This window comes from Pararhizobium qamdonense (genome assembly GCF_029277445.1).
Classification (GTDB): Bacteria; Pseudomonadota; Alphaproteobacteria; order Rhizobiales; family Rhizobiaceae; genus Pararhizobium; species Pararhizobium qamdonense.
Genome location: NZ_CP119566.1, coordinates 2,645,248 through 2,669,928, shown reverse-complemented (window position 1 = coordinate 2,669,928; position 24,681 = coordinate 2,645,248). Strand labels below are relative to the sequence as shown.

The 24,681-nt window shown below is 59.5% G+C and carries 25 protein-coding genes and 1 tRNA gene; 17 read left to right on the top strand and 9 right to left on the bottom strand.

All coding sequences use genetic code 11. The features are described 5' to 3' along the window. The first annotated feature begins 10 nt into the window (after positions 1-10). Genes PYR65_RS12850 through PYR65_RS12840 form a run of 3 tightly spaced genes read left to right on the top strand, consistent with a single transcriptional unit; the run spans position 11 to position 3,495 of the window. The gene (locus PYR65_RS12850) at positions 11-865 is read left to right on the top strand and encodes a DUF1365 domain-containing protein (RefSeq protein ID WP_276118260.1); all 855 of its coding nucleotides are present in this window, start codon (positions 11-13) and stop codon (positions 863-865) included. A 43-nt stretch (positions 866-908) separates the two neighbouring features. Further along, positions 909-2,162, top strand: a complete 1,254-nt coding sequence (locus PYR65_RS12845; protein ID WP_060640943.1) for an SAM-dependent methyltransferase — start codon at positions 909-911, stop codon at positions 2,160-2,162. Then, positions 2,155-3,495 (top strand): MFS transporter, encoded by a 1,341-nt coding sequence (locus PYR65_RS12840; RefSeq protein WP_276118259.1) that lies wholly within the window; start codon positions 2,155-2,157, stop codon positions 3,493-3,495. Before PYR65_RS12845 ends, PYR65_RS12840 begins: the two co-directional genes overlap by 8 nt. A gap of 15 nt (positions 3,496-3,510) precedes the next feature. Here the strand turns inward: PYR65_RS12840 and PYR65_RS12835 are convergent, their stop codons facing one another. Next, complete coding sequence (locus tag PYR65_RS12835; protein WP_276118258.1) at positions 3,511-4,353, bottom strand: SDR family NAD(P)-dependent oxidoreductase; 843 nt, start codon at positions 4,351-4,353, stop codon at positions 3,511-3,513. Positions 4,354-4,463: 110 nt separating this feature from the next. Next, complete coding sequence (locus PYR65_RS12830; protein WP_276118257.1) at positions 4,464-5,111, bottom strand: ChrR family anti-sigma-E factor; 648 nt, start codon at positions 5,109-5,111, stop codon at positions 4,464-4,466. Positions 5,112-5,413: 302 nt separating this feature from the next. On the opposite strand from PYR65_RS12830, the gene PYR65_RS12825 reads away from it, so the two are divergent. The 5 genes from PYR65_RS12825 to PYR65_RS12805 all read left to right on the top strand — a co-directional run bounded on the left by PYR65_RS12825 (position 5,414) and on the right by PYR65_RS12805 (position 9,191). Next, the gene (locus tag PYR65_RS12825) at positions 5,414-6,454 is read left to right on the top strand and encodes a cysteine synthase A (protein ID WP_276118256.1); all 1,041 of its coding nucleotides are present in this window, start codon (positions 5,414-5,416) and stop codon (positions 6,452-6,454) included. Between the two features lie 7 nt (positions 6,455-6,461). After that, a complete protein-coding gene (locus PYR65_RS12820) occupies positions 6,462-7,208 on the top strand; it encodes an alanyl-tRNA editing protein (RefSeq protein ID WP_276118255.1) in 747 nt (248 codons plus the stop codon). A gap of 4 nt (positions 7,209-7,212) precedes the next feature. Next, entirely contained in the window at positions 7,213-8,067 is an 855-nt protein-coding gene (gene sseA / locus PYR65_RS12815) for a 3-mercaptopyruvate sulfurtransferase (RefSeq protein WP_276118254.1), read from the top strand. A gap of 5 nt (positions 8,068-8,072) precedes the next feature. Beyond that, positions 8,073-8,639: a GNAT family N-acetyltransferase gene (locus PYR65_RS12810; RefSeq protein WP_407951235.1), complete on the top strand. Its 567-nt coding sequence runs from the start codon at positions 8,073-8,075 to the stop codon at positions 8,637-8,639. A gap of 81 nt (positions 8,640-8,720) precedes the next feature. Further along, positions 8,721-9,191 (top strand): DUF1203 domain-containing protein, encoded by a 471-nt coding sequence (locus PYR65_RS12805; protein WP_276121055.1) that lies wholly within the window; start codon positions 8,721-8,723, stop codon positions 9,189-9,191. 47 nt (positions 9,192-9,238) lie between these two features. Here PYR65_RS12805 and ald read toward each other — a convergent pair whose 3' ends face one another. Further along, positions 9,239-10,357 carry an alanine dehydrogenase gene (gene ald / locus PYR65_RS12800; protein ID WP_276118252.1) on the bottom strand — a complete coding sequence of 373 codons (1,119 nt, stop codon included), beginning with the start codon at positions 10,355-10,357 and terminating at the stop codon, positions 9,239-9,241. 163 nt (positions 10,358-10,520) lie between these two features. Between ald and PYR65_RS12795 the strand changes: the two genes are divergently transcribed. After that, a complete protein-coding gene (locus PYR65_RS12795) occupies positions 10,521-10,973 on the top strand; it encodes an Lrp/AsnC family transcriptional regulator (RefSeq protein ID WP_407951234.1) in 453 nt (150 codons plus the stop codon). A gap of 8 nt (positions 10,974-10,981) precedes the next feature. Here the strand turns inward: PYR65_RS12795 and PYR65_RS12790 are convergent, their stop codons facing one another. Continuing rightward, a complete protein-coding gene (locus PYR65_RS12790) occupies positions 10,982-12,226 on the bottom strand; it encodes a GGDEF domain-containing protein (RefSeq protein WP_276118250.1) in 1,245 nt (414 codons plus the stop codon). Between the two features lie 200 nt (positions 12,227-12,426). Next, the gene (locus PYR65_RS12785; RefSeq protein WP_276118249.1) at positions 12,427-12,744 is read right to left on the bottom strand and encodes an HlyU family transcriptional regulator; all 318 of its coding nucleotides are present in this window, start codon (positions 12,742-12,744) and stop codon (positions 12,427-12,429) included. A gap of 110 nt (positions 12,745-12,854) precedes the next feature. Between PYR65_RS12785 and PYR65_RS12780 the strand changes: the two genes are divergently transcribed. After that, positions 12,855-13,757 carry an alpha/beta hydrolase gene (locus PYR65_RS12780; RefSeq protein WP_276118248.1) on the top strand — a complete coding sequence of 301 codons (903 nt, stop codon included), beginning with the start codon at positions 12,855-12,857 and terminating at the stop codon, positions 13,755-13,757. A gap of 19 nt (positions 13,758-13,776) precedes the next feature. Here the strand turns inward: PYR65_RS12780 and ilvA are convergent, their stop codons facing one another. Then, positions 13,777-15,024 (bottom strand): threonine ammonia-lyase, encoded by a 1,248-nt coding sequence (ilvA, locus tag PYR65_RS12775; RefSeq protein ID WP_060640933.1) that lies wholly within the window; start codon positions 15,022-15,024, stop codon positions 13,777-13,779. 236 nt (positions 15,025-15,260) lie between these two features. Between ilvA and PYR65_RS12770 the strand changes: the two genes are divergently transcribed. Beyond that, a complete protein-coding gene (locus PYR65_RS12770) occupies positions 15,261-15,818 on the top strand; it encodes a hypothetical protein (protein ID WP_276121054.1) in 558 nt (185 codons plus the stop codon). On the opposite strand, the gene PYR65_RS12765 is transcribed toward PYR65_RS12770, so the two are convergent. Beyond that, positions 15,819-16,577, bottom strand: coding sequence for a competence/damage-inducible protein A (locus PYR65_RS12765; RefSeq protein WP_060640931.1), 759 nt, complete (start codon positions 16,575-16,577; stop codon positions 15,819-15,821). It lies immediately after the preceding gene. Positions 16,578-16,739: 162 nt separating this feature from the next. Between PYR65_RS12765 and wrbA the strand changes: the two genes are divergently transcribed. Next, a complete protein-coding gene (gene wrbA / locus PYR65_RS12760) occupies positions 16,740-17,339 on the top strand; it encodes an NAD(P)H:quinone oxidoreductase (protein ID WP_060640930.1) in 600 nt (199 codons plus the stop codon). 294 nt (positions 17,340-17,633) lie between these two features. After that, on the top strand, positions 17,634-17,876 hold the full coding sequence (locus tag PYR65_RS12755; protein WP_060640929.1) for a DUF2188 domain-containing protein: 243 nt from the start codon (positions 17,634-17,636) through the stop codon (positions 17,874-17,876). 210 nt (positions 17,877-18,086) lie between these two features. Here PYR65_RS12755 and PYR65_RS12750 read toward each other — a convergent pair whose 3' ends face one another. Both PYR65_RS12750 and PYR65_RS12745 read right to left on the bottom strand, forming a co-directional pair. Further along, a complete protein-coding gene (locus PYR65_RS12750; RefSeq protein WP_156383364.1) occupies positions 18,087-18,236 on the bottom strand; it encodes a hypothetical protein in 150 nt (49 codons plus the stop codon). Between the two features lie 134 nt (positions 18,237-18,370). Then, positions 18,371-18,610, bottom strand: a complete 240-nt coding sequence (locus PYR65_RS12745) for a hypothetical protein (protein ID WP_276118247.1) — start codon at positions 18,608-18,610, stop codon at positions 18,371-18,373. 207 nt (positions 18,611-18,817) lie between these two features. Here PYR65_RS12745 and PYR65_RS12740 point away from each other — a divergent pair. From PYR65_RS12740 to PYR65_RS12725, 4 genes are all read left to right on the top strand, one after another. Then, positions 18,818-18,902, top strand: a tRNA-Leu gene (locus PYR65_RS12740). Between the two features lie 39 nt (positions 18,903-18,941). After that, the gene (gene gpt, locus PYR65_RS12735) at positions 18,942-19,439 is read left to right on the top strand and encodes a xanthine phosphoribosyltransferase (protein WP_037095505.1); all 498 of its coding nucleotides are present in this window, start codon (positions 18,942-18,944) and stop codon (positions 19,437-19,439) included. A gap of 294 nt (positions 19,440-19,733) precedes the next feature. Beyond that, on the top strand, positions 19,734-20,177 hold the full coding sequence (locus PYR65_RS12730; protein ID WP_276118246.1) for a hypothetical protein: 444 nt from the start codon (positions 19,734-19,736) through the stop codon (positions 20,175-20,177). 641 nt (positions 20,178-20,818) lie between these two features. After that, positions 20,819-24,631, top strand: coding sequence for a vitamin B12-dependent ribonucleotide reductase (locus PYR65_RS12725; protein ID WP_276118245.1), 3,813 nt, complete (start codon positions 20,819-20,821; stop codon positions 24,629-24,631). Positions 24,632-24,681 lie beyond the last annotated feature (50 nt).

The window sequence follows — 24,681 nt, the reverse complement described above, 5'->3', positions numbered from 1 at the left end:
CGGCTCGCACATGGCAAAGAACGGAGCGCCACCCGCGCAAGCGGCGGTGCTCTTTTCCGGCCAGGTCATGCACCAGCGGATGAAGCCTGTCGGTCACAGGTTCAGCTATGACGTGTTTTCGCTGATGGTCGATCTCGACCGGCTGGACGAAGCGGACCGCTTGAGCGCAGTCTTTTCGGTCAACCGCCGCAATCTTCTCTCGTTCCATGAAAAGGACCATACCCGCAAGGATGGCCTTTCGCTGCGCAGCTATATCGACGATCTCCTGGCGCAGAATGGCCTGGCGGTGCGGCCGGCGCGTGTGCTTCTGGTGTGCTACCCGCGCATCCTCGGCCTCGTCTTCAATCCTCTCTCTGTCTACTATGCCTATGCGGACGATGGCACGCTGAGTGCCATGGTCTATGAGGTCCGCAACACGTTCGGCGAGCGCCATACCTATGTCTGCCCGATCGGACCCGGCGACGTTTCGGATGCCGGCATCCGCCAGCAATGCGACAAGCTGTTTCATGTCTCGCCGTTCATTCCGATGGCCATGCGCTATCAGTTTCGCATGCTCCCGCCCGGAGAGGAGATCCGCTGGCGTATTCTGGAAACCGACACCGAAGGGCCCTTGCTGGCGGCCACCTTTTCGGGTGTGCAGGTGCCGTTGAAAACAGGCAAGATTTTGCGTCTTGTTGCACGCATCCCGCATCTTACACTCAAGATCGTTGCAGGGATTCACTGGGAGGCGTTGAAGCTCTGGATCAAAGGCGTCCGCTATATCCCGCGGCCGCAAGCGCCCGAACCGACGAGCGCCTGGAAGCAGGGCCGAAGGACAAGCCATGGTTTTTCTCATGAATCCCAGGTTGGCGGTCCGGCGGAATGAGGTTATTTTGTGTCAAGAGCAATGATTGCGGAGGATCTGTCGAATGAGCCCAGCAGGCACCGGTTATTGTGACCCGAAGGACGGCGAGCGTCTTTCAGCTGAGAATTTATCACGCATTGTCAAAGGATTACCCGCAAAAGCTCAGATGGTGCTGCGCGGACTTGTGCATATGCAGGCGGGATGTCTGAAGCTGACATTGCCGGATAGCCGCACGGTGGTGATCAAAGGCAAGGCGCAGGGTCCCGTCGCGTCCATTACCTTGCACAACTGGAATTTACCACAGCGCGCGCTGACCGGCGGCACGATCGCCGTTGCTGAAAGCTATATGGACGGCGACTGGGATAGCCCGGATGTCGGGGCGTTTCTCGAACTCTTTCTCGTCAATACAGATGTCGGCCGTAATTTTTCCAATGGCGCGCGCGGCGTGCTGCGGCTTGTCGAAAAATTCCGCCACTGGATGAATGCCAACACGAAATCCGGATCGAAAAAGAACATTTCCGCCCATTACGATCTCGGCAACGCCTTCTACAAGGAATGGCTCGATCCGACGATGACCTATTCCTCCGCGCTCTATTCCACGGGTGCCAACGACCTGCAATCGGCCCAGCGCGCCAAATATAAGGCGCTGGCCGATGCCGCCGGCATCAAGGCCGGCCATCATGTGCTGGAGATCGGCTGCGGCTGGGGTGGGTTTGCCGAATATGCGGCCAGCGAAATCGGCTGCAAGGTGACGGGGCTGACGATCAGCCGCGAACAGCTGGCCTTCGCCAACGAGCGCATGAAAAACGCTGGTCTTTCCGATAAGGTCGATATCAAATTCCAGGATTATCGCGACGAGACGGGCGTATATGACCGGATCGTCTCCATCGAAATGTTCGAGGCCGTCGGCGAAAAATACTGGCCTGCTTATTTTTCGCAGTTGCAACGCTGCCTGAAGCCGGGTGGCAAGGCTGCCTTGCAGATCATCACCATCAAGCCGGAAGCTTACGAGGAATACCGCGCAAATCCCGATTTCATCCAGAAATACGTCTTTCCCGGCGGCATGCTGCCGACCCGCGAACATCTGATCGAACTCGGACGCAAGGTGGGTTTGAAGATCAGCGGCGATTTCGGCTTCGGGCTCGATTATGCCCGCACACTTGCCGAATGGCGCGAACGCTTCTGGAGCGTCTGGGACAAAGTCGAACCGCTCGGCTTCGATATCCGCTTCAAGCGGCTCTGGGAGTTCTACCTGTTCTATTGCGAAGCCGGTTTCAGGGCAAAGAACATCGACGTCCGACAGATCGTGTATGAATAATCCCGCAACCGGCGGCGGCGCCGGAACGCCGGTCAGCCGCCGGATGCTGTTTGCCTATGCCCTGCCCGCAGCGCCGCTCGCAGCGCTGGGCCTTCCGCTTTATTCTCTCGTTCCAACCTATTATAGCGAAACGCTGGGCCTGCCGATTGCCTCGGTCGGCTGGGCGCTTTTGCTGGTGCGCCTGTTCGATGCGATAACCGATCCATTGGCGGGCTATGCGGCCGACCGGATCAATCCGAGCTTCGGCCGCCGCCGGCTGCTTTTCCTGATATCCTTGCCTGTTGCCGCGCTCTCGGCGCTCATGCTCTATTGGCCTGCGGACGGCGCAGGAATTGCGTGGCTGACGGTGTGGGGCATGCTGACATCGCTGGGTTTCACGCTCGCCGTCGTGCCCTATTCCGCCTGGGGCGCCGAACTCGTCTCCGATTATCATGGCCGCACGCGGCTGACCTCGGCGCGGGAAGGCTTGACGCTCGCTGGCACTCTCATTGCGATCGTGCTTCCCTTCGCCATCGGGTTTAAACAGCGCGGATTTTCCGGCCTCGCGGTCCTTGGCATCACGGTCGCGGTGACGCTTCTCGCTTTCGGCGGTCTGACCATATGGATCGTTCCGGAACCCGCCAACCTGACGCGAAAGCCCCTGCCGCTGCGGCAGGCGCTTTCCTATCTCGGCCGCAACCGGCCGTTCCTGCGGCTGATTGCTGCCTTCTTTCTGAACGGTCTTGCTAACGGCATTCCGGCGACTTTGTTTCTCTATTTTGTCTCGGCACGGCTGCAACTGCCGGATATGCGCGGACCGCTGCTGTTTCTCTATTTCCTGAGCGCCGTCGCGGGCATCCCGCTTGCCGCGCTGATGGCGCGAAGGCTCGGCAAGCACCGGGCATGGGCAATCGCCATGATCGCCGCCTGCGTGATCTTTTCTGCCGCACCGCTGCTACCAGCGGGCGCACTTGTGTCCTTCGCGCTAATCTGTGCCCTCACCGGGCTACTGCTCGGTCTCGATCTGACACTCCCGGCATCGATCCAGGCTGACGTCATTGACGCCGATACCGCAGAGTCAGGCGATCAGCGCAGTGGCTTTTATTTCGCGGCCTGGGGACTTGCGACAAAGCTGTCGCTGGCGGTAGGCGTCGGCATCGTCTTTCCGCTGCTCAGCGTTTTCGGCTTTGATCCGGCTCCTGCGGCACAGAATACCGAAACCGCGCTGTTTGCGTTGGCCGCGATCTATGCCTGGGTTCCCATTGCGCTCAAACTCGCAGCGATCGCCCTGATGTGGAATTTTCCGCTGGACGAGGCGGCGCAGAAGACCCTGCAATCACGCATCCGCCAATGAGTGCGGCTGCGACCATCACACCGCCTGCGGATCCCGCTCCAGGATCTCGACGGGAGGAGCGCCTGTGACCAGCGGCCGCGTCCTCCATCCCGTGGCCCGGTTGACCAGCCAGAAATACAGGCCGTAGGGCAAGAGGTTGATGAGTTTCATCACATAGGTGAAACGCTTGGGAAAGGTAATCTCGAAGCCGCTGGATTTCAGGCCGTCCGCAATCCGGTCGGCAGCCACTTCGGCGCTGACAAGGGCCGGCATCGGGAACTCGTTCTTTGCCGTCGCGTCCGTTTCGACAAAGCCGGGATTGATGATCTGCAGGCGGACGCCGACCTTATCGAGATCGAACTTCAGGCTTTCCGCCATGTTGATCAACGCCGCCTTGGTCGCACCATAGGCCGCACTGGTCGGCAGGCCACCATAGCCGGTCACGGAAGAGACGATGGCGATCTGGCCATGCCCCCTCGCCTTCATATGCCGCACGGCCGGCAGCAGACAGTTGACGGTTCCATGCAGATTGACGGCGAACGTCTTTTCAAAATCCTCCCGATGCAGGTCCTCGCCGTGAACAGCCACATAGACGCCGGCATTCAAGACGGCGAGCGCCATAGGCCCGTGCTCATACTCGATCGCAGCCAGAATCCGTTCCATGTCCCGCGGATCGGTGACATCGCCATCAAGCACGATGATCTTGCCGGGACCAGGAGATTCATGCTGCAGCTTGACCAATTTTTCATGATCGCGCGCGGTAACGACCACATTGAAACCGTCCTTGACCAGCCGCAGCGCCAGGGCGCGGCCGATGCCGGAACTTGCTCCCGTGACCCAGGCCAGACCCATCTCGGGGTGTGCGACAAAATCGGTCATGGGATTTCCTTTCGCTGCTTCATTGCGGAGCCCGAAACTTTGGGATCACCAAACAATACGCATTGAAATTGAGTTTGTTCCCGCATTCGGGCCATTGTTCGGCAGAATGATCAACCGATCATGTCGCCCAGCAACTGCCGCCATGAACCGGTCAGTTTCAGCGGCGCCTGGGAGACGGCAAAACCGATGCAAGGGCATTCGGCCTCCGCCACGGGACGATGGTCGATGCTCTCGTCCGCCACCGAAATGTCACCCTTGACGAAGCGTCCGCGCGTATCGTTGAAGGCGCCGTCGAGAACCAGCGACAGCTCGTAGCCCTCATGCGTATGGGCTGGAACGGTTCGTCCGGGCTTCAGCCAGAAGAAGCTGACATCGCAACCGTCGATTTTTCCAAGACTGTATTCCTTGAACCCCGGAAGCTTTCTCTTCCAGGGAATGTCTGCTGCATCGAACCCGGCAAAATCGCGGATTGCCTTGGGGAAAAATGCGGTGACGGGCTGCTGCGGTGACGCATCCGCCAGGCGTAGAGGGGCAGCGGAAAATATGGCTCTCAGCGCCTCGTCCCGCGACGTCAGAGACACCGGCTCCATCTGCTCCAGAATATCACCGGCAACCGTTTCAAACTCGGCGACCTTGGGCCTGTTGGCGGCTTGCATTTCGAGATGTGCCTCGACGAGAACGCGTGCCGGTTCCGGCAGAATGCCGGCTGCATAGCGTGCCATCAGGGCGTCCACTGTATCCAGCTGAAAATCAGCCATAGATTGTCTTCACCTGTTTTGCCGTAACGGAAACGATTGCCCCATTACGCCAAGGGGCAACAAATGGATCACCGTGTCAACGAAACGCCCCTGGCTATTTTGGGTCAATTTTGCCCGCGACAGCGCCGGGTTGAAACGCTATTTCTTGCTTCAACGCGTGTGTAGGGCGAAAAGACGCTAGCATTACGGCATGTTGCGCTGCCCGCATTTATGTGGCTTAGGCAGTTCCTGCATGTCCCGTTAAAATTGTCACCGGCGCCAGGGTTCCCCTGCGCAACCATTCGCAGCCAAGAGGTTTTATCATGCCCGTTCTGCCTTCCGTTCTCGATGCCATCGGCAACACGCCGCTGATCCACCTCAAGGGCGCATCTGAGGCAACCGGATGCACCATTCTCGGCAAGGCGGAGTTTCTCAATCCGGGCCAGTCGATCAAGGATCGCGCAGCACTCTCGATCATCCGCCATGCCGAAAAGTCCGGAGCGTTGCGGCCGGGCGGCGTGATCGTCGAAGGCACGGCCGGCAATACCGGTATTGGTCTGGCGCTTGTCGCCCAGGCGCTCGGCTATCGCACGGTGATCGTCATCCCCGAGACACAGAGCGAGGAAAAGAAGGATGCGCTGCGGCTTCTCGGCGCCGAACTCATCGAGGTTCCCGCTGTCGCCTACAAGAACCCCAACAATTACGTGAAACTGTCCGGCCGTCTTGCCGCGGAGTTGGCTAAGACCGAGCCGAATGGCGCGATCTGGGCCAACCAGTTCGACAATGTCGCCAACCGCGATGCCCATGTGGAAACCACGGCGGCGGAAATCTGGCGCGATACCGATGGCAAGGTCGATGGCTTCATCTGCGCGGTCGGTTCCGGCGGCACGCTGGCGGGCGTCGCGCTCGGCCTGAAACAGAAGAACCCGGACATCAAGATCGGTATCGCCGATCCGGAAGGGGCAGCACTCTACAATTTCTACGCCCATGGCGAACTGAAGTCGGAGGGCTCGTCGATCACCGAGGGCATCGGACAGGGCCGCATCACCGCAAATCTGGAGGGGTTCACGCCGGATTTCGCCTATCAGATTCCGGATGCCGAAGCCGTTCAGCTGGTCTTCGATCTCGTTGAAAAAGAAGGTCTCTGCCTCGGCGGCTCGACGGGTATCAACATTGCCGGCGCCATTCGGCTGGCAAAAGATCTGGGACCGGGACATACCATCGTGACGATCCTCTGCGACTATGGTAACCGCTATCAGTCGAAACTGTTCAATCCGGCATTTCTGAAGTCCAAAGGCCTTCCCGTACCGGCCTGGCTGACGCGCAATTCCGGAATAACAGTCCCATACGAACCCGCCGGATAAGCATCTCATGACAACGACTGCCCTTTTTCGCGACGATTTCTACCTTTCAACCACGGAGGCGATCGTCACGGGAATTCGGGAAGACGGCGGCATCACACTCGATCAGACCTGTTTTTACGCAACGTCGGGCGGACAGCCCGGCGATAGCGGCTTTTTCGAGCGCGCCGACGGCAGCCGCATCGAAGTCGCCACCACCCGTCATGGCGATACCAAGGACATCATCATCCATGTTCCGGCAGCCGAACAACCGCCCGTGCTGGTTGGCGAAAAGCTGGTGCTGCATATCGACTGGCCGCGCCGCTACAAGCTGATGCGCATGCATACGGCCTGCCACCTGCTCTCCGTCGTCTGCCAGTTTCCGATCACCGGTGCGGCCGTTGGCGAGGACGAGAGCCGCGTCGATTTCGACATGAGCGAAACCATCGACAAGGACGCGGTGACTGCAGCGATGATGGCGCTTGTCGATGGCAACCACCCGATCTATCTGCAATGGATCACCGACGCGGAATTGGCTGCCAATCCCGATATCGTCAAATCGAAGAATGTCCGCCCGCCGATCGGTCTTGGCCGGGTCAGCTTGGTCTGCATCGGTGACAACGCGTCTGTTGACAGCCAGCCCTGCGGCGGCACGCATGTCTCCGAGACCCAGGAGGTCGGCGCTGTCTACATCGCCAAGATCGAAAAGAAGGGCAAGGAAAACCGGCGTTTCCGCATCCGATTCGGCACGCCGGACGCCACATCCACCGGAGAGTAAATCGATGACCGAACAGAAAAGCGCTTTCGTCGTTTCCGCCGACTGGCTTGAGCAGCGGCTCGCCGATTCGTCCGTCAAGATCCTCGATGCCGCCTGGTACCTGCCGGCACAGAAGCGGGATCCGAAAGCTGAATACGCTGCTGGCCATATTCCCGGCGCCGTCTTCTACGACCAGGACGCCATTGCCGACCTGACCAGCGGCCTGCCCCACACCATCCCCTCGCCCGAATCGTTTGCCGCGTCCGTCGGCGAACTTGGCATCAGCGAGACCGACACGATTGTGGTCTACGACGGCCCCGGCATCTTCACCGCACCGCGCGTCTGGTGGCTGCTGCGCACGATGGGCGCAAAGTCTGTCTTCGTGCTGGACGGCGGTTTCGACGGCTGGAAGGCCGAGGGCCGTCCTGTCACCACCGAGGTCCCGGTGCCTGCGCCGGCAACATTGCATCCGCAGTTCGATGCGGACGCCGTCACCTCGTTTGCGCAGATGCGCGACATCGTCGAATCTGGTTCCCGCCAGATTGCCGATGCCCGCGGTGCCGCGCGTTTTACCGGCGAGGAGGCCGAACCGAGAGCCGGCATGCGGTCCGGCCATATGCCCGGCGCCAAAAGCCTGCCTTCCGGTGTCTTCTCGACCGGCGGCAAGCTGAAACCGCTCGACGAATTGCGCGCAACGATCGAAGCTGCGGGTATCGATCTCGACAAGCCGGTCGTGACCTCCTGCGGTTCCGGCGTCACGGCTGCGATCATCATGCTGGCGCTGCAATCGCTGGGCCATACCGAAAATACGCTCTATGACGGCTCCTGGTCCGAATGGGGCAGCCGGGCAGACACGCCGGTCGCGACCGGGAAAGAATGATCAGCATGGCCGAGAACACAACAGTCGAACCGCTCGCCGTTCGCGTCACCGAACTGGAAATGACCGCGCCGCCCAAGCAAAGCCTTCCGGTCCCGGTCAATATCCAGACCGCGATCATGCGCGTGCCGGAAATTCCCTTGCCCTTCTATCGTTTCCTTTATCTGCAGGTGGGCAAGCGCTGGAACTGGGTCGACCGGTTGCGGATGAGCGATGCCGATCTGGCCGGCGTCCTGCATGACAAGCGCAATACCGTAACAGTCCTCTACGTCAACGGAGCGCCCGCCGGCTTTTTCGAACTGCTGCAGGTGGACGAGGACAATGTTGAGCTGTCGCATTTCGGCATGTTCGAACACGCGCTCGGGCTCGGGCTCGGCAAATGGTTCCTGCTGCAAACTTTGTACGCCGCCTGGAATTCCAATCCGACCACGGTGCGCGTCGCGACCAACACGCTCGATCATCCGCGAGCGCTGCAACTTTACCAGCGTTTCGGCTTTTCCCCGGTCTCCACGCATGACGCGTCGGTTCAACCGTTGAGTGATGACGAACTCCTGAAATTCGCTCTCAGCCTCTGATTGGAGCGCGGCAAGAATCGGGTGTCTGCGGTTTTGGGTGAGTGTTAGTTTCTCCTCGATCGAAACAAGGAGAAACCGATGATCAAGCTCAGATACAAGCCGATGCCGAGCGATCTTGCTGCACGCTACCGCCGCCGCGAGCCGGACGCCTATGGGCTCAGACCCGAACTGCATGTCTCCGACGGCCAGGGCATGCCGTGCCGCCATTGCCTTGCCAATATTGCCGAAGGCGATCCCTATCTGATCATTGCCTATCGTCCCTTCCCCGATCTCCAGCCCTATGCCGAGACCGGGCCTGTCTTTCTGCACGCGCAAGACTGCGAGGCTTATAACGGGGAAACTTCCGTGCCTGCGATCCTCACCACCAGCAAGGATTATCTCCTGCGTGGCTACAGTGCCGACGACCGCATTGTTTATGGTACCGGCGCCGTAACTCCGGTTGACGCCATCGATGCAAGAGCAGCCGAGCTGCTGGAGAGATCGGACATCGCCTATGTCCATGTCCGCTCGGCCCGCAACAATTGTTACCAGTGCCGGATCGAGCGTGCATGAAAATGGGGCCGGAATTCACCGGCCCCATGAAAGACAGCTTGTTCCGGTCAGGCGATCATCAGCACGGCCTCCGGGGTGTGGCTCTCATAGCCAAGCGCCTCGGCCACCGCCCTGTTGGTGACCCGGCCTCTATGAACATTAAGCCCGGCGCGCAGATGCCGGTCTTCGGCAATCGCCTTCAGGCCACGGTCGGCCAATTGCAGACCGTAATAGAGCGTCGCATTGTTCAATGCATGCGCAGACGTGATCGGAACCGCACCCGGCATATTGGCGACGCAATAATGCACGATGCCATCGACCTCATAGGTCGGATCGGAATGCGTCGTTGCATGCGAGGTCTCGAAGCAGCCACCCTGGTCGATGGCGACATCGACGATGACAGCGCCCCTCTTCATGCCCGACAGCATTTCCCGTGTTACCAGCTTTGGCGCGGCAGCACCGGGGATCAGCACGGCGCCAATCACCAGATCGGCAGCAAAGACTTCCTCCTCCAGCGCATCAATGGTCGAGAACCGGGTGTGGACGCGCCCGGCAAAGAGATCGTCGAGCTGGCGCAGCCGTGGAATGGAGCGGTCGAGAATGCTGACATCGGCGCCGAGACCGGCCGCCATGCGCGCCGCATGCAGACCGACGACGCCGCCGCCGATGACCGCGACCTTGGCGGGCAAGACGCCGGGAACGCCGCCGAGCAGGATGCCGCGGCCGCCATTCGCCTTTTGCAGCGAGGTAGCACCTGCCTGTATGGCCAAGCGCCCGGCAACTTCCGACATCGGCGCCAGAAGCGGCAGGCCGCCGCGATCGTCGGTGACCGTTTCATAGGCGATCGCCGTGACGCCGGAGCCAAGGAGGCCCTTGGTCTGCTCCGGATCGGGCGCAAGATGCAGATAGGTGTAGAGGATCTGACCGTCGCGAAGCTGCGCCCATTCGGAGGGCTGCGGCTCCTTAACCTTGACGATCATGTCGGATTTTTCAAAGACATCCCTGGCGGTGGCGACGATTTTTGCGCCGGCCGCCCGGTAGCTGTCGTCTTCGGCGCCAATGCCTGCGCCCGCCTTCGTTTCGATGATCACCTCGTGGCCATGCGCCACATATTCCCTCACCGAGCCGGGCGTCAGACCGACACGATATTCATGGTTTTTGATTTCCTTCGGGCAACCGACACGCATCTTCGCGTTCCTCTCATTTGCGGCTTTCGCCATCGTTATTTGACCCGCGTAGCGAAACAGAAAGATCGCCGCATGTCCTTGCGAAATGACGGGGAATTATCGTAATCTTCCGAAGATTATTGCGTTATGACAGAAAAATTCGAAGGATATTCGATTGTCGGCAATGGATACAATTGATGCTGCAATTCTGCGGATTCTGCAGCAGAACGGCCGGATCGCCAATGCGGAGCTTGCCGAAAAGATCGGCCTGTCAGCCTCCGCCTGCTCGCGGCGGGTCGATATTCTGGAAAAAACCGGCGTCATCAGCGGCTATCACGCCCGCCTGTCGCACAAGGCGCTTGATTACCGCATCATGGTGATCGTCCACATCTCGCTGTCAGGCCAGTTTGCGAAGACGCTGACCGAGTTCGAGGCGGCGGTAAAACTCTGTCCGAATGTGCTCGTCTGCTATCTGATGTCGGGAGAATACGACTATATCCTACGGGTCGCCGCCAAGGACCTTGAGGATTATGAGCGCATCCACCGGGATTGGCTGTCTGCCCTGCCCCATGTGGTCAAGATCAATTCCAGCTTTTCGCTGCGGGAAATCATCGACCGGCCGAATGTCGGTGTCTGACCGAATTCTCAGGCGTTTCCAACCACGCAATTGCGGCCCCGGCGCTTGGCCTCATAGAGCCGCAGGTCCGCTTTCGACAGCAGATCGCGCGTCGTCGTTCCGTCAACGGGCGTGGAGGCAACGCCGATGCTGACGGTGACGGCGGATTGGTCGGACGCTGTCACATCGCTGAACACACGCAGCCGCAATTGTTCGGCGCGGGACAAGGCGTTGCCGTGATCCAGGCCGTCGCAAAGCACAACGAATTCTTCCCCACCGTAGCGGAAAAGGTGATCGTTCGGGCGCAGGCCCGCCTGGATGGCGTCGGTAATGGATTTCAGCACCCGGTCGCCCTCGAGATGGCCAAAGCGGTCGTTGATGCTCTTGAAATGATCGGCATCGATCATGATCAGACTGATGACGCCGCCAGACGCCACCGCATGGCGGACCAGCCTTGGCGCCTCGAACTCGAAACGGCTGCGATCGAGCACGCCGGTCAGCATGTCGCGTCCCGACTTCGACAGCAGGTCCTCGTAGCGCTCCCGGAATGTCAGCGTGTTGAAGATGTCGCCGATCGGCTGGCGCAGGACGGAGAGTACCGAATGACTGGAAAAATGCAGGTAGGCACCGAGAATCAGCGAATAGACAACCGCCGCCCCCATTTTGGCAATCCAGCCGCCCCAGAACACCTCGGCCGGAGCATCGTTGAGCGCATGCAGCGCCAGATAGAAACCGGCCTGGTCGAAAGTCAGCACCACGACGCCGCAGATAAGAAAACGCAGCGTGAGAAACCCGCGCATCCAGCGGCCGATCCGCTCGTAAAGCAGGATGATCAGCAACGAATCGAGATAGAGCAGCAATGTCCCCCACAGCATCAGCCAGCCCATCTCGTCGATGAAGGCAAGGTCGGCGCTGCGATTGGGCACGGCTGAAACGGTCTGGTGCATCTGCAGGAGCAGGCCAAGCGCCACGGTGAGAAAATTGCCGGCCAGAAGGCCGTAGATCGGCTGGCGAACCGTTGCCGCATCCTCCTTCACGTAAAGGAGCAGGATCATCATCAACTTGCCGGCAAACAGCACGGCAGAGCCCGGCGAAATCACCCCGAACGGCAATTGCACGTAAAAAACAGCGGCCAGATAGGTTTCGATGAAATGCAGTACGCCAAGGGCTGCGATGAAGACACCAAGGCCCAGACGATGGCGCAGATGCAGCAATGTGACCATGACTGCGACGTAGACAAGGCCTTCGCAGAGAAACAGCATTACATTGGTCATCGCCGGATATTCACTCGAATTTCACTGTGCGAATCTATAGGCGGCAAATTTAAAGAAACGTTTAGGGTTTTGCTGCCGCTTTTCAGGAGGCAAGCTCAGGGCAAGCACCGCAAAGGTTGAATACTTGCCGATTTAGACGTCGCGGCACCATAGCCTGTCCCGATGACAGTCCGTGTAGCACCATCCCCGGATGAAGAGAATCAGACTTGGCGCGAAGCAACGTCGTCGGCAAACAGCGATGGGCCGTGCTGATCGATGATCTGGCGCGCCTTGCGCAAGGTCGCATCGATGACGTCCTGTTCCGATGTGAAAACGTCGGCGCGGATGAACGTGCGGACACGAACGCCGCCCTCGATTTCCTTTTCCACCGAACCGGCCAGCCGGAACTGGGAACCCTCGCGCATCGGCGTGGCGCGGATCAGGCAGTCGCCATAGGTCTCCGTCTTGCCGGAAGACGCAGCGGGTTCGGTGCCGGAGGCTTTGGAAAGACCAAACAGTTTTGACAGGAATGAAGCCATGCGAAAGACTTACCCATGGCAAACCGGGCTGTCAAAGACTAAAGTTCGCCGATCCGGAAACCACATGCGCGTTGGCGGAAAAATGAAATGATAGGGGCACTGTGGCCAGCATGACGCCGGATCTACCGGTCACCGGATCAACCGCGCCCGGATCGGCCGACGAGGTCGATGCCTATCTGACCGCGAGAGAATCGGCCTATCCCGATATCCGGCCGGGATTGGCGAAAGAGGTCGTCTGGGCCGATCCCGCTACAAGGCAGAAAACGCCGCTTGCCATCGTTTATATCCATGGATTTTCCGCATCCAAAGGCGAGGTTCGGCCCCTGCCCGATCTGGTGGCCAGGGCGCTCGGTGCCAACCTGTTCTACACGCGCTTGAATGGTCACGGCCGCAGCGGCGATACGATGGCGCAAGCCTCTGTGGCTCTATGGCAGGACGACATGCGCGAAGCACTGGATATCGCCGGCCTGATCGGCTCCAGCACGCTGATCATCGCAACCTCGACCGGCGCGACGCTGGCCACTCTCGCCCTGTCGCAACCGCATCTGGCCGCCCGCGTCAAAGCTGCCGTTTTCCTCGCTCCGAATTTCCGGATCAAGGGCCGTGCCGCGTTCCTGTTGACTGCCCCATTTGCCGGTCTCAGCGCCCGCCTCATCCTTGGCCGCCACCGGTCCTTCCTGCCCATGAACGCCCTTCACGCTGCCTATTGGACAACGGACTATCCGGTCTCATCGCTACTGCCGGTCGCGTCATTGGTGAAGCAAGCCCGCGCACTTCGCTTTGAAACGATAACAACACCGGCGCTGTTCATCCAATCACCCGTTGATAAGGTGGTCGATGCGCGGCATACGTCCACCATCGCCGCCCGCTGGGGCGGCCCCGCCACCATGCTGGACCCCGGCGCGATCGGCGATCCCCATGGTCACGTGGTTGCAGGCGACGCCCTGTCGCCGGAGACGACGGACAGGCTCGCAGCAGATATCATTGATTGGTTTAATAAAACCGATCAATGATATGATTTAAATCATAAAATCAGATCACCAGATTGGCCAGGATCTCATTATCGGTGATATCCTGATAGTGCAGCCCGGCGCGGTCGAATGCCGCTTTTAGCCGTGGAAAATTCTCCGGATGCTTGGTTTCGATGCCGATCAGGATCGAGCCGAAATTGCGCGCCGATTTCTTCAGATATTCGAAGCGGGCGATATCGTCCTCTTCACCGAGCAGACCGAGAAAATCCTTCAGCGCGCCGGGACGTTGCGGCATCCGCAGGATGAAGTACTTTTTCAGGCCCGCATGCCGCATCGCCCGTTCCTTGACATCCGGCAGGCGTTCGAAATCGAAATTGCCGCCCGAAACCACGGCAACGACGGTCTTGCCCTCCAGCGCCTCGCGGCCAAGCGTCTCCAGCGCGGTGATCGACAAAGCACCCGCCGGTTCCAGCACGACGCCTTCGACATTGAGCATGTCGGTGATCGTCACGCAGATTGCGTTTTCCGCCAGAAGCAGGACCTGACCGGTGGAGAAATGCTTGAGGGCTGCAAAATTCAGGTCACCAATGCGCCCGACGGCGGCGCCATCGACGAAATTATCGACCTGATCGAGCGTCACCACTTTGCCTGTCTCCAGGCTGCGGCGCAGGCTCGGCGCGCCCTCCGGCTCGCAGAAAATAAAGGCCTCCGGCCGGATACGGTCTTTAAGATAGCCGGTCATCCCGGCTGAGAGCCCACCGCCGCCGACGGGCATGATCACCAGGTCCGGGATCACGCCGTCCGGCAATTGTTCGATCATCTCGGCTGCCACCGTCGCCTGGCCTTCGATAATATCGGCGTGGTCGAAGGGCGGCACCATGACACCGTCGATCCGCTCCACATGATCGCGCGCCGCCTGATAGCATTGGTCGAAGAAATCGCCGACCAGCTTGATGGTGATAAACTCGCCGCCGAATATCCGGGTCTTGTCGATCTTCTGCTGCGGTGTCGTCACCGGCATGAAGACCACGCCGGGGACGCCGAAATGGCGGCAGACGAAGGCAAACCCTTGGGCGTGATTGCCGGCGGAAGCGCAGACAAAGGTCTTTCCGGTTCCACCGGCCTCGATGACCTTGCGGAAAAAGTTGAACGCGCCCCTGATCTTGTAGGACCGCACCGGTGACAGGTCTTCGCGCTTCAGATAGATCGCAGCCCCGTAACGGGCACTCAGGTGATCGTTGAGCTGCAGCGGCGTTGCCGGGAACAACGCACGCAAAGCCTCAACGGCATTATCAACATCCTGCTTCATGGACTGCGGTCTTTCGCTTTGGGTTCGTTTCGCCCTGCCTATGCCACAAGGCCGCCGGGGAAACTACATCTATTCATTGGTAAGTGGAGTGATGTAATCATCTTTTGGCGCAGATGCCCCGCTTGACTCCGGACGGCAAATACCGAACATCCGCACACGGGGTGTATTAGGGAGAGATCATGCGTACCGGCAATCGAAAAGGTGGTTTGACGGGCGTGATCAAAGCGCTCCCGCTCATGGTGCTGATGGCAGGTCCGGCAGGTGCCGGACCGCTGGCAGAGGCAGCCTCGAAAGCCGAGACGCTGGCAACCTCCGGCGACACAACCGGTGCCCATGACGCCCTGCGCGCGGCCGTCGGTACCTTTTCAGCGACATTGCCCTTCTCCATCGGCAAAGCGGTCTTCGTCGCCTCCGCGCCGGTTGGCTATGCCATGTATGAGCCCAAGCCGCAGCCGGTCTTCAAGCCGGGCGAGGCTCTCGTGTCCTATGTCGAGCCCATCGGCCTGACCTGGAAGCCGGCGGCGGCTGCGGGAAAGCTGGAGACCCATTTCACGGTCGATCTGGACATTCTCAGCGCTTCCGGCGAAGTGCTGGCCAACCAGAAGGCATTCGGCAATTTCACCTTCACGAGTTTCCTGCGCAACCAGGAAATCTATGCGACGCTGACCACGGATGTCAGCGGTGCTGCCGCCGGCGATTATGTCCTGCGCTTTCACTTCAACGATTTGAACAGCGGCAAGTCGGCAAGCGTCGATCAGAAATTTACCATCGCCGCAGCTTCCCCCGCGCCGTAATCACTCCGGTTTGTTCTTCGAGGCTGCGATCGCCTCGATCATCGCCTTCACATCGGCCTCTGCCGCATCGAGCAAAGCCTCGTCGCGGGCGCGGATGACAAGGTCGGTCGAAAACGACGTGCCGTCGAATTTCGGATAGGAGCCGATGCTGGTGAAGGGATGCGCCTTCTGCACGTCGCCGAGCGGCCCGCCAATATCGCCTTCGCCGAAGGGAGAACGGACCGTGCGCGACTTGACGACCGTACCGCTCTTTAGATTTGGCAGGAGCGCATCCAGCATGGCCTGGAAAACCTGCGGCACGCCGGCCATCACATGGACATTGCCGATGATGAAGCCGGGGGCTGTCGAAACGGCGTTCGGTATATGACGCGCGCCGTTCGGCATGCGGGCCATGCGCCGCCGCGCCTCGGTAAACTCCAGGCCGCGCCGCTCGTACATGGCGCCAAGCAATGTCATGGCTTCCGGATCATGGATGCATTCGACACCGAACGCTCGCGACACCGCATCGGCGGTGATGTCATCATGGGTTGGACCGATACCGCCGGAGGTGAAGACGTAATCGTATTCGCCCCGCAATCCGTTGAGCGCAGCCACGATCGCCGGTTCGTCGTCGGCGACGATGCGGACTTCCTTGAGATCGATGCCGGCGAGCGTCAGCACATCTGCCAGATGGCCGATATTCTTGTCCTTGGTCCGGCCGGAGAGCAGTTCGTCGCCAATGGCGAGCATGGCGGCGGTGACGATTTTTTCGCTGGTCATCGGAAAGTCCCGTGTAAACTGAGATCGTTCAGTCAAAAAACCGACTGTTTCTTATTCTCGAACAGTCTGTCGTCCGCTTCGTTTCGGACAACGGACAGCTAAACTGATAGATCCTATGTCCAGCGGCAATCAAGCGGAATTGCCAGTTCAAAGGAGAATACGATGGCTAAGGTATTGGTGCTCTACTATTCGGCATACGGACATATCGAAACCATGGCCTATGCCGTCGCCGAAGGCGCAAAGTCCGCCGGTGCCGACGTCACCGTCAAGCGCGTGCCGGAACTGGTGCCTGCCGATGTTGCCAAGGCCTCCCATTTCAAGGTCGATCAGGCTGCGGAAATTGCGACCCCGGACGAACTGGCCGATTACGACGCCATCATTTTTGGCGCAGGTACACGGTTTGGGACGGTCGCATCGCAGATGCGCAATTTCGTCGATCAGACCGGCGGTCTCTGGATGAAGGGCGCGCTGGTCGGCAAGGTCGGCTCGGTCTTCACCTCGTCCGCAACCCAGCATGGCGGCCAGGAATCCACCATTCTCGGCTTCATCCCCACCCTGATGCACCAGGGCATGGTCGTCGTCGGCCTGCCCTATGCCTTCCAGGGCCAGATGGGCCTGGAAGAAATCAAGGGCGGCTCGCCCTATGGCGCTTCGACGATCACCGGTGGCGACGGCGCGCGCCAGCCGTCGGAAATCGAACTGGAAGCCGCCCGCTACCAGGGCGCCCATGTCGCCAAGATCGCTGCCAAATTGTCTGCCTGAGATACAAACGGGTCCCTATGACGAACCTCAAGGGCGATCGAAAGGTCGCCCTTTTCGCGTCCGCGCGTTGTGAAGAATGCAGATGGACGATAACCGCAGGCCCGGGCTTTCCGGGAGTTAAGCGGAAAAGTGGAAAATTGACGGTCTTTTGTGTTAGTTTGCACCGCCGGAATGCAATGCGATCATCCGCACTGCAAGGTTAGGCAGCGGGAACGATTGCCAGCCTTTGGCCGTTCCTGTCCGGTCACGCCGATGCCATGCGATATGGAAGAGGCGCACTCCAGGGAGTACGAAATGACCAAAGTGGTTTACGCAATTGTCGAGCATGACGGCGGATGGGCCTATAAGCTTTCCGGCGTGTTTTCCGAAGCCTTCCCGACGCGCGAGACGGCTGTCGCAGCGGCAAAGGCCGCAGCGGCCGAACAGCAGGTCGGCGGCGAGGATGAGGAAATCAGCTTTCAGGACCAGAGCGGTGAATGGCATTATGAACATGCCGACGGCGGCGACCGGCCGGAGGCCGTGGTCGAGGACAAGTAAGGCGGGCCTGGCCAACATCTTGCACACTGACCGATAAGACCCAGATGCCCCTCTCCGGCGCCGAAGAGGGGCCTATGGTTTTGGTGCTGAAAATGCCGAGCTCCCTCCCTCGGCAGCACCGGTTAAAGCCTGTCTGATGCGGGGCATCAACCGTAACCTCTGATTAACCTTCACAGGTAGGGTTAATTTCGCCAGCCCCGGCCACCGGGTTCAGGCTGCCTGCACGTTTTTTGTTTTCGGGCTTTGCTGCGCTTCCAGGAGGGCCATGCAGATCAAATAGCTCAAAATCGTATTCTGATCGGCATCGGCTAGAAGTTTAGCGGCATAGAGAAGATCCGTGACATGCGTTTTATCTGGCATCGGAGACCTCATAGTTAGTGACGGGCACCGCAGCCATAATAATATTAGTTAATTATAATGCAATTATGAGTTCTTGCTATTGATCATTTCTGTTGATTTCAAACGGAATGCATGCCGGTACCGGAAAGCGGGAACTATGACGCGGCCTTGTTGAGCAGCCCTGCCACCCGGAACCACTCTTCTATACTGGCCTGAACTGCAGCTTTTGCCTCGTCGAGGGTTTCAGCCGACTGGAAATCGTACCGTATCGTGCCATTGCAGCCGGACACCATCCATTTCCAACTGGTCTGCCCGTCATGCTGCAGCACATAGGCCAATTCCTGCTGGCCGAGCATGCCGGCAAACGAGCGGTTGCGGATCGGTTTCCACGTCAATGGGATTTCTTCCAACATATCAAGCTCGCCCCAGCTTTTGATCACAAAGCAAATATAAGGCCTGACGATCTTCAACAAAACCCTGTGGTTTGAGGGGTTTTTGAGATTCCTCGATCCTTGCTTAACCGCAGTCAAATGGTGCGCGCACGCGTGTTTAAGAAAACAGCCTATTGACCTTAAAGCCGGAGTGTTTGAAAGGAAAAGCAGGCGGACGTGGCGAAACTGGTAGACGCAAGGGACTTAAAATCCCTCGGAGAAATCTGTACGGGTTCGACCCCCGTCGTCCGCACCAATCCCGAAACCGGATGCCTCGATCAACTGGAGCTTGAGCATGTCCCTTCCCGAAAAAGCATTTCCCGTTTCCTGGGACCAGTTCCACCGTGATGCGCGTGCGCTTGCCTGGCGTCTTGCCGACAATGGCGGTGAGTGGAAGGCGATCGTCTGTATTACCCGTGGCGGGCTTGTTCCGGCGGCCATCGTTTGCCGCGAGCTGAACATCCGGCTGATCGAGACCGTCTGCGTCGCCTCCTATCATGACTATGATGCCCAGGGGCAGATGTATGTGCTCAAGGGCATTTCGGAGGAATTGAAGGCGGATGGCGGCGAAGGCGTTCTGATCATCGACGACCTCACCGATACCGGCAAGACCGCAGCCGTGGTTCGCGCCATGCTGCCAAAGGCGCATTTCGCCGCCGTCTATGCCAAGCCCAAGGGCCGGCCGCAGGTCGATACATTCGTCACCGAGGTCAGCCAGGATACGTGGATCTACTTCCCCTGGGATATGGGCTTCACCTATCAGGAGCCGATCGCCAAGGGATCGCGCGGCTGAAGGATGGTTTTCCGGCAGGCTGCTCTGCCGCCGGCCACGTGAGGCATGCGGAATAGTTTTTGTTTAACAACACGCTGGCTTGTTCGATTGAACCAGCATGCGCAGATGCCAGAAGGCCCATATCAACGGGCCGCATAAGGCGACACGATCATCATGGGCAAGATCCTCTTTGCGAGTGCGCTTAGTGCAGCGCTCTTTCTGATACAGGCTGCGCCCTCAAGCGCCAGCGACGTTCACGTCGCCCCGGTGACAGCCTATGTCGAAGCCAATATCCGCGAGTGGGTCGAAGACCCATTGATCATCGACGCCTTGAAAAGCCAGAACCTGCGCCATTCCAACCTCAGCCAAACGGCGATCGATGCTCTCGATGCAACATGGCGTACCGAATTTGCAAGCGATGCCCGCCCGCTGATCGGCTCGGTCACCGGTAATCAATTGTCTCGCTTTCTCAAAGACAAGCAGATTGCCTCAGGCGGCGTCATCACCGAGATTCTGGTGATTGATGCCAAGGGGTTGTCCGCCGGCGAGAGCGAGGTGAGTTCAGATTATTGGCAAGGCGATGAACTGAAATGGCAAAAAACGTATCTTGCCGGGTCCCCTGTCCTTTTCGTCGATGCGGCGGAAAAAGACGAATCGACCCAGATGCTGCAATCGCAGGCGAGCCTGACCATTTCTGATCCCCAGACGGGAAAACCGCTCGGCGCCATTACCATCGGTATCAATCTCGACGCGCTTTAGTCCCGACGGCATAACGCCGCGAATCAATCCTGTCTTGGCGCCATATTTTGCCCCTCCTGGCTAGGACCGGAGGGTATCAGGGTAAATATACTATTGTTTCTTACCCATAAAATTTCGTGGAATTGCCTGCCGCTGCGAACGGCGCTGGAGCGAACCCGGCGAAGCGCCTGATTTTGCTGGATATGCCTGCTGTCCCCGTTTTCCACAGGCCACACACACAACATCTGGTGTTCGCAATTACGACACAAACCAGCCCTTGACGGACTCGGGTCGAATGCCGTTAATGGTTTCTACGTTGCGGCGGCGGCGGGACCGGAAAGTAACGAGGCCGGTTCATTTCAGAGGAAATCGTCTGTGTTTTCAAAACTGTCCGGTGGATGATCCACGGGGCGTGACGGTTATTTTTTGTGATCTCCCCAAGCGCCAAACACGTCACAAATCGCTGGCGTAAGTAAGTTGTTGATACTATATTTAGTGTTTGCAGCCACAATCAGCACAAGATACAGGGTTTCCCCGACACGGGTTTCCCATCACTGCGGAAAACGGAAACTGGCTGCGCAATCATCGTTGCGGCCGGATGCGGACAATTGCGCCCTGAGCCTAAGCGGTTCGGGCCTGCGGCAAACAAAGGACAGGGACAGATGCAGATCGAACGTCGTTTCACCAAGCCGGGCCAATCGGCCTATGCTGAAATTGAGTTCCGCAAGGCCGTCAGCGAGATCAAGAATCCCGATGGCTCGATCGTGTTCCGCCTGGCCGATATCGATGTGCCCGCGCAGTTCAGCCAGGTCGCAGCCGATATCCTGGCGCAGAAATATTTCCGCAAGGCCGGTGTGCCTGCGCGCCTGAAGAAGGTCGAGGAAAACGCTGTTCCCTCCTGGCTGTGGCGCTCCGAGGCGGACCTTGCCGCCATGAAGGATCTGCCGAAGGACGAGCAGTACGGTTCCGAAACTGACGCACGCCAGGTTTTCGATCGCCTGGCCGGCACCTGGACCTATTGGGGCTGGAAGGGCAATTACTTCGCATCGGAAGAATCGGCGCTCGCCTTCCGCGACGAGCTTGCCTACATGCTCGCCACCCAGCGCGTCGCTCCCAACAGCCCGCAATGGTTCAACACCGGCCTGCACTGGGCCTATGGCATCGACGGCCCGGGCCAGGGCCATTTCTATGTCGATCCCTTCACCAACAAGCTGGTGAAATCCAAGTCGTCCTACGAGCATCCGCAGCCGCATGCCTGCTTCATCCAGTCCGTCGGTGACGATCTCGTCAACGAAGGCGGCATCATGGATCTGTGGGTGCGCGAAGCCCGTCTGTTCAAATATGGCTCCGGCACCGGTTCGAACTTCTCCTACCTGCGCGGCGAAGGCGAAAAGCTCTCGGGCGGCGGCAAGTCGTCGGGCCTGATGTCGTTCCTGAAAATCGGCGACCGCGCCGCCGGCGCCATCAAGTCGGGCGGCACGACGCGCCGTGCGGCCAAGATGGTCGTCGTCGATATCGATCATCCCGATATCGAGGATTACATCAACTGGAAGGTCAAGGAAGAGCAGAAGGTCGCAGCCCTCGTCACCGGGTCCAAGATCGTCGCCAAGCACCTGAAGGCGATCATGAAGGCCTGCATCAATTGCTCGGCCGAAAACGACGCCTGCTACGACCCGAAGGAAAACCCGGCCCTCAAGCGCGAAATCAAGGCTGCCAAGCAGAGCCAGGTTCCGGAAAACTACGTCAAGCGCGTTATCCAGTTCGCCAAGCAGGGCTACAAGGATATCGAGTTCAAGACCTATGACACCGACTGGGATTCGGAAGCCTATCTGACGGTCTCCGGCCAGAATTCCAACAACTCCGTCTCCCTGAAGGACGACTTCCTGCGCGCTGTAGAAGCTGACGGAAACTGGAACCTTACCGCCCGCAAGGACGGCAAGGTAATGAAGACGCTGAAGGCCCGCGACCTTTGGGAACAGATTTCCCACGCCGCCTGGGCATCGGCCGATCCCGGCCTGCATTTCAACACGACCATGAACGACTGGCACACCTCGCCGGCCGCAGGTCCGATCCGTGCATCCAATCCCTGCTCGGAATATATGTTCCTTGACGACACCGCTTGCAACCTTGCCTCGCTGAACCTGCTTCAGTTCAAGGATGCCGCCACCAAGAATATCGACATCGCCGATTACGAACATGCCGTCCGGCTCTGGACGCTGGTTCTCGAAATCTCGGTCATGATGGCGCAGTTCCCGTCCAAGGAAATCGCCGAGCGCTCCTACGAGTACCGCACGCTGGGTCTCGGCTACGCCAATATCGGCGGCCTGCTGATGTCCTCCGGCATCCCCTATGATTCCACCGAAGGCCGCGCCATCGCCGGCAGCCTGACTGCCATCATGACCGGCGTTTCCTACGCCACATCGGCCGAAATCGCCGCCAAGCTCGGCCCGTTCCCGGGCTTCAAGCCGAACCGCGAATCGATGCTGCGTGTCATCCGCAACCATCGCCGCGCCGCCCATGGCGAAACGCAGGGCTATGAAGGCCTGTCGGTCGATCCGGTGGCGCTGATCCATTCCGAAAACCCGGACCAGAATCTGGTGGCCCATGCCAAGGCTGCCTGGGACAAGGCGCTGGAACTCGGCCAGACGCACGGCTACCGCAATGCCCAGGTCTCCGTCATCGCGCCGACAGGCACGATCGGCCTGGTGATGGATTGCGACACGACCGGCATCGAGCCCGATTTCGCCCTGGTGAAATTCAAGAAGCTCGCCGGCGGCGGCTACTTCAAGATTATCAACCGCGCCGTTCCGGAAGCCCTGCGCACGCTGGGCTATAGCGAAAGCCAGATCGCCGAGATCGAGGCCTACGCGGTCGGCCATGGCAATATCAACCAGGCACCGGCGGTCAATCCCGGCTCGCTGAAAGCCAAGGGCTTTACCGACGAGAAGATCGAAGCGATCAACGGCGCCACCAAGGCTGCCTTCGACATCAAGTTCGTCTTCAACCAGTGGACGCTCGGCCTCGACTTCCTGAAGGACACGCTGAAGGTCAGCGACGAACAGCTCGCCGACATGAGCTTCAACCTGCTGGAGCATATCGGTTTTTCCAAGAAGGAGATCGAAGCGGCCAACGTGCATGTCTGCGGTGCGATGACGCTGGAAGGCGCGCCGTTCCTGAAGGCCGAGCACCTGCCCGTCTTCGATTGCGCCAATCCCTGCGGCAAGATCGGCAAGCGGTATCTGTCGGTCGAAAGCCATATCCGCATGATGGCGGCGGCCCAGCCGTTCATCTCCGGCGCGATCTCCAAGACCATCAACATGCCGAACGAGGCGACGGTCGAAGATTGCAAGGCCGCCTACATGCTGTCCTGGAAGCTGGCGCTGAAGGCCAACGCGCTCTACCGCGATGGTTCGAAACTCTCCCAGCCGCTCAACGCCTCGCTGATCGAGGACGATGAGGACGAGGATGCGATGGAGGATTTCCTGGCTGCACCCGCTGCCGCCCAGGCCGTCACCGTCACCGAGAAGATCATCGAACGCGTCATCGAGCGGGTCACCCGCGAGCGCGAAAAGCTGCCGAACCGCCGCCAGGGCTATACCCAGAAGGCAATCGTCGGCGGCCACAAGGTCTATCTGCGCACCGGCGAATTCGGTGATGGCCGCATCGGCGAGATCTTCATCGACATGCACAAGGAAGGCGCTGCCTTCCGGGCGATGATGAACAATTTCGCCATCGCCATCTCGCTGGGTCTGCAATACGGCGTGCCGCTGGAAGAATATGTGGAGGCCTTCACCTTCACCAAGTTCGAACCGGCCGGCATGGTGCAGGGCAATGACGCGATCAAGAACGCCACGTCGATCCTCGACTATGTGTTCCGCGAACTCGCCGTCTCCTACCTGAATCGCCACGACCTTGCCCATGTCGATACGTCCGACTTCGGCAATACCGCACTCGGCAAGGGCATCCAGGAAGGCAAGACCAACCTGCTCTCCACCGGCTGGACCCGCGGCCACAAGCCGACGCTCGTCTCCGGCGGCCAGGTCGACCGCACGTCCGGCGAGCCGAAGGGCGCAGCAACCGCCGCTCCCGCCAAGGCATCGTCGGGCGGCACGGTCACTGCGTTCTCCGGCAGCGCTGCCCGCAAACTCGAAACGGTTGCCGCCGTTTCGATCTCCACCTCCGAAATCGTCGCCTTCAAGCGCGATTACGAGGAGCGCGCCGCCGAACAGCCCGAAGAGACTGCCGGCGAAACCGGCACCGAACCGGACGTCACCGCCCTCTTCTCCGACAAGGCAGCCGCCGAAGCCGCCGCCGCCAAGTCGGACGCCAAGAAACTGGAAGCCGAGCGCCGCATCCGCTCGATCGCACAGGGCTATACGGGCAACATGTGCAGCGAGTGCCAGAATTTCACGATGGTGCGCAATGGCACATGCGAGAAGTGCGACACATGTGGTGCGACGAGTGGGTGCAGCTGATCGCGTGTTGACAATTGACTGACTGACTATGGCCCGGGATATCCCCGGGC

Excerpts from the sequence above, each read along its gene's own strand:
- PYR65_RS12790 (WP_276118250.1), bottom strand. The coding sequence starts at position 12,226 with ATGACCAATGTAATGCTGTTTCTCTGCGAAGGCCTTGTCTACGTCGCA.
- PYR65_RS12725 (WP_276118245.1), top strand. The coding sequence starts at position 20,819 with ATGCAGATCGAACGTCGTTTCACCAAGCCGGGCCAATCGGCCTATGCT.
- wrbA (WP_060640930.1), top strand. The coding sequence starts at position 16,740 with ATGGCTAAGGTATTGGTGCTCTACTATTCGGCATACGGACATATCGAA.
- PYR65_RS12835 (WP_276118258.1), bottom strand. The coding sequence starts at position 4,353 with ATGACCGATTTTGTCGCACACCCCGAGATGGGTCTGGCCTGGGTCACG.
- PYR65_RS12850 (WP_276118260.1), top strand. The coding sequence starts at position 11 with ATGGCAAAGAACGGAGCGCCACCCGCGCAAGCGGCGGTGCTCTTTTCC.
- PYR65_RS12785 (WP_276118249.1), bottom strand. The coding sequence starts at position 12,744 with ATGGCTTCATTCCTGTCAAAACTGTTTGGTCTTTCCAAAGCCTCCGGC.
- PYR65_RS12755 (WP_060640929.1), top strand. The coding sequence starts at position 17,634 with ATGACCAAAGTGGTTTACGCAATTGTCGAGCATGACGGCGGATGGGCC.
- PYR65_RS12750 (WP_156383364.1), bottom strand. The coding sequence starts at position 18,236 with ATGCCAGATAAAACGCATGTCACGGATCTTCTCTATGCCGCTAAACTT.
- PYR65_RS12770 (WP_276121054.1), top strand. The coding sequence starts at position 15,261 with ATGGTGCTGATGGCAGGTCCGGCAGGTGCCGGACCGCTGGCAGAGGCA.
- PYR65_RS12765 (WP_060640931.1), bottom strand. The coding sequence starts at position 16,577 with ATGACCAGCGAAAAAATCGTCACCGCCGCCATGCTCGCCATTGGCGAC.
- PYR65_RS12825 (WP_276118256.1), top strand. The coding sequence starts at position 5,414 with ATGCCCGTTCTGCCTTCCGTTCTCGATGCCATCGGCAACACGCCGCTG.
- PYR65_RS12830 (WP_276118257.1), bottom strand. The coding sequence starts at position 5,111 with ATGGCTGATTTTCAGCTGGATACAGTGGACGCCCTGATGGCACGCTAT.
- PYR65_RS12820 (WP_276118255.1), top strand. The coding sequence starts at position 6,462 with ATGACAACGACTGCCCTTTTTCGCGACGATTTCTACCTTTCAACCACG.
- sseA (WP_276118254.1), top strand. The coding sequence starts at position 7,213 with ATGACCGAACAGAAAAGCGCTTTCGTCGTTTCCGCCGACTGGCTTGAG.
- ald (WP_276118252.1), bottom strand. The coding sequence starts at position 10,357 with ATGCGTGTCGGTTGCCCGAAGGAAATCAAAAACCATGAATATCGTGTC.
- PYR65_RS12795 (WP_407951234.1), top strand. The coding sequence starts at position 10,521 with ATGGATACAATTGATGCTGCAATTCTGCGGATTCTGCAGCAGAACGGC.
- PYR65_RS12840 (WP_276118259.1), top strand. The coding sequence starts at position 2,155 with ATGAATAATCCCGCAACCGGCGGCGGCGCCGGAACGCCGGTCAGCCGC.
- ilvA (WP_060640933.1), bottom strand. The coding sequence starts at position 15,024 with ATGAAGCAGGATGTTGATAATGCCGTTGAGGCTTTGCGTGCGTTGTTC.
- gpt (WP_037095505.1), top strand. The coding sequence starts at position 18,942 with ATGTCCCTTCCCGAAAAAGCATTTCCCGTTTCCTGGGACCAGTTCCAC.
- PYR65_RS12810 (WP_407951235.1), top strand. The coding sequence starts at position 8,073 with ATGGCCGAGAACACAACAGTCGAACCGCTCGCCGTTCGCGTCACCGAA.
- PYR65_RS12780 (WP_276118248.1), top strand. The coding sequence starts at position 12,855 with ATGACGCCGGATCTACCGGTCACCGGATCAACCGCGCCCGGATCGGCC.
- PYR65_RS12845 (WP_060640943.1), top strand. The coding sequence starts at position 909 with ATGAGCCCAGCAGGCACCGGTTATTGTGACCCGAAGGACGGCGAGCGT.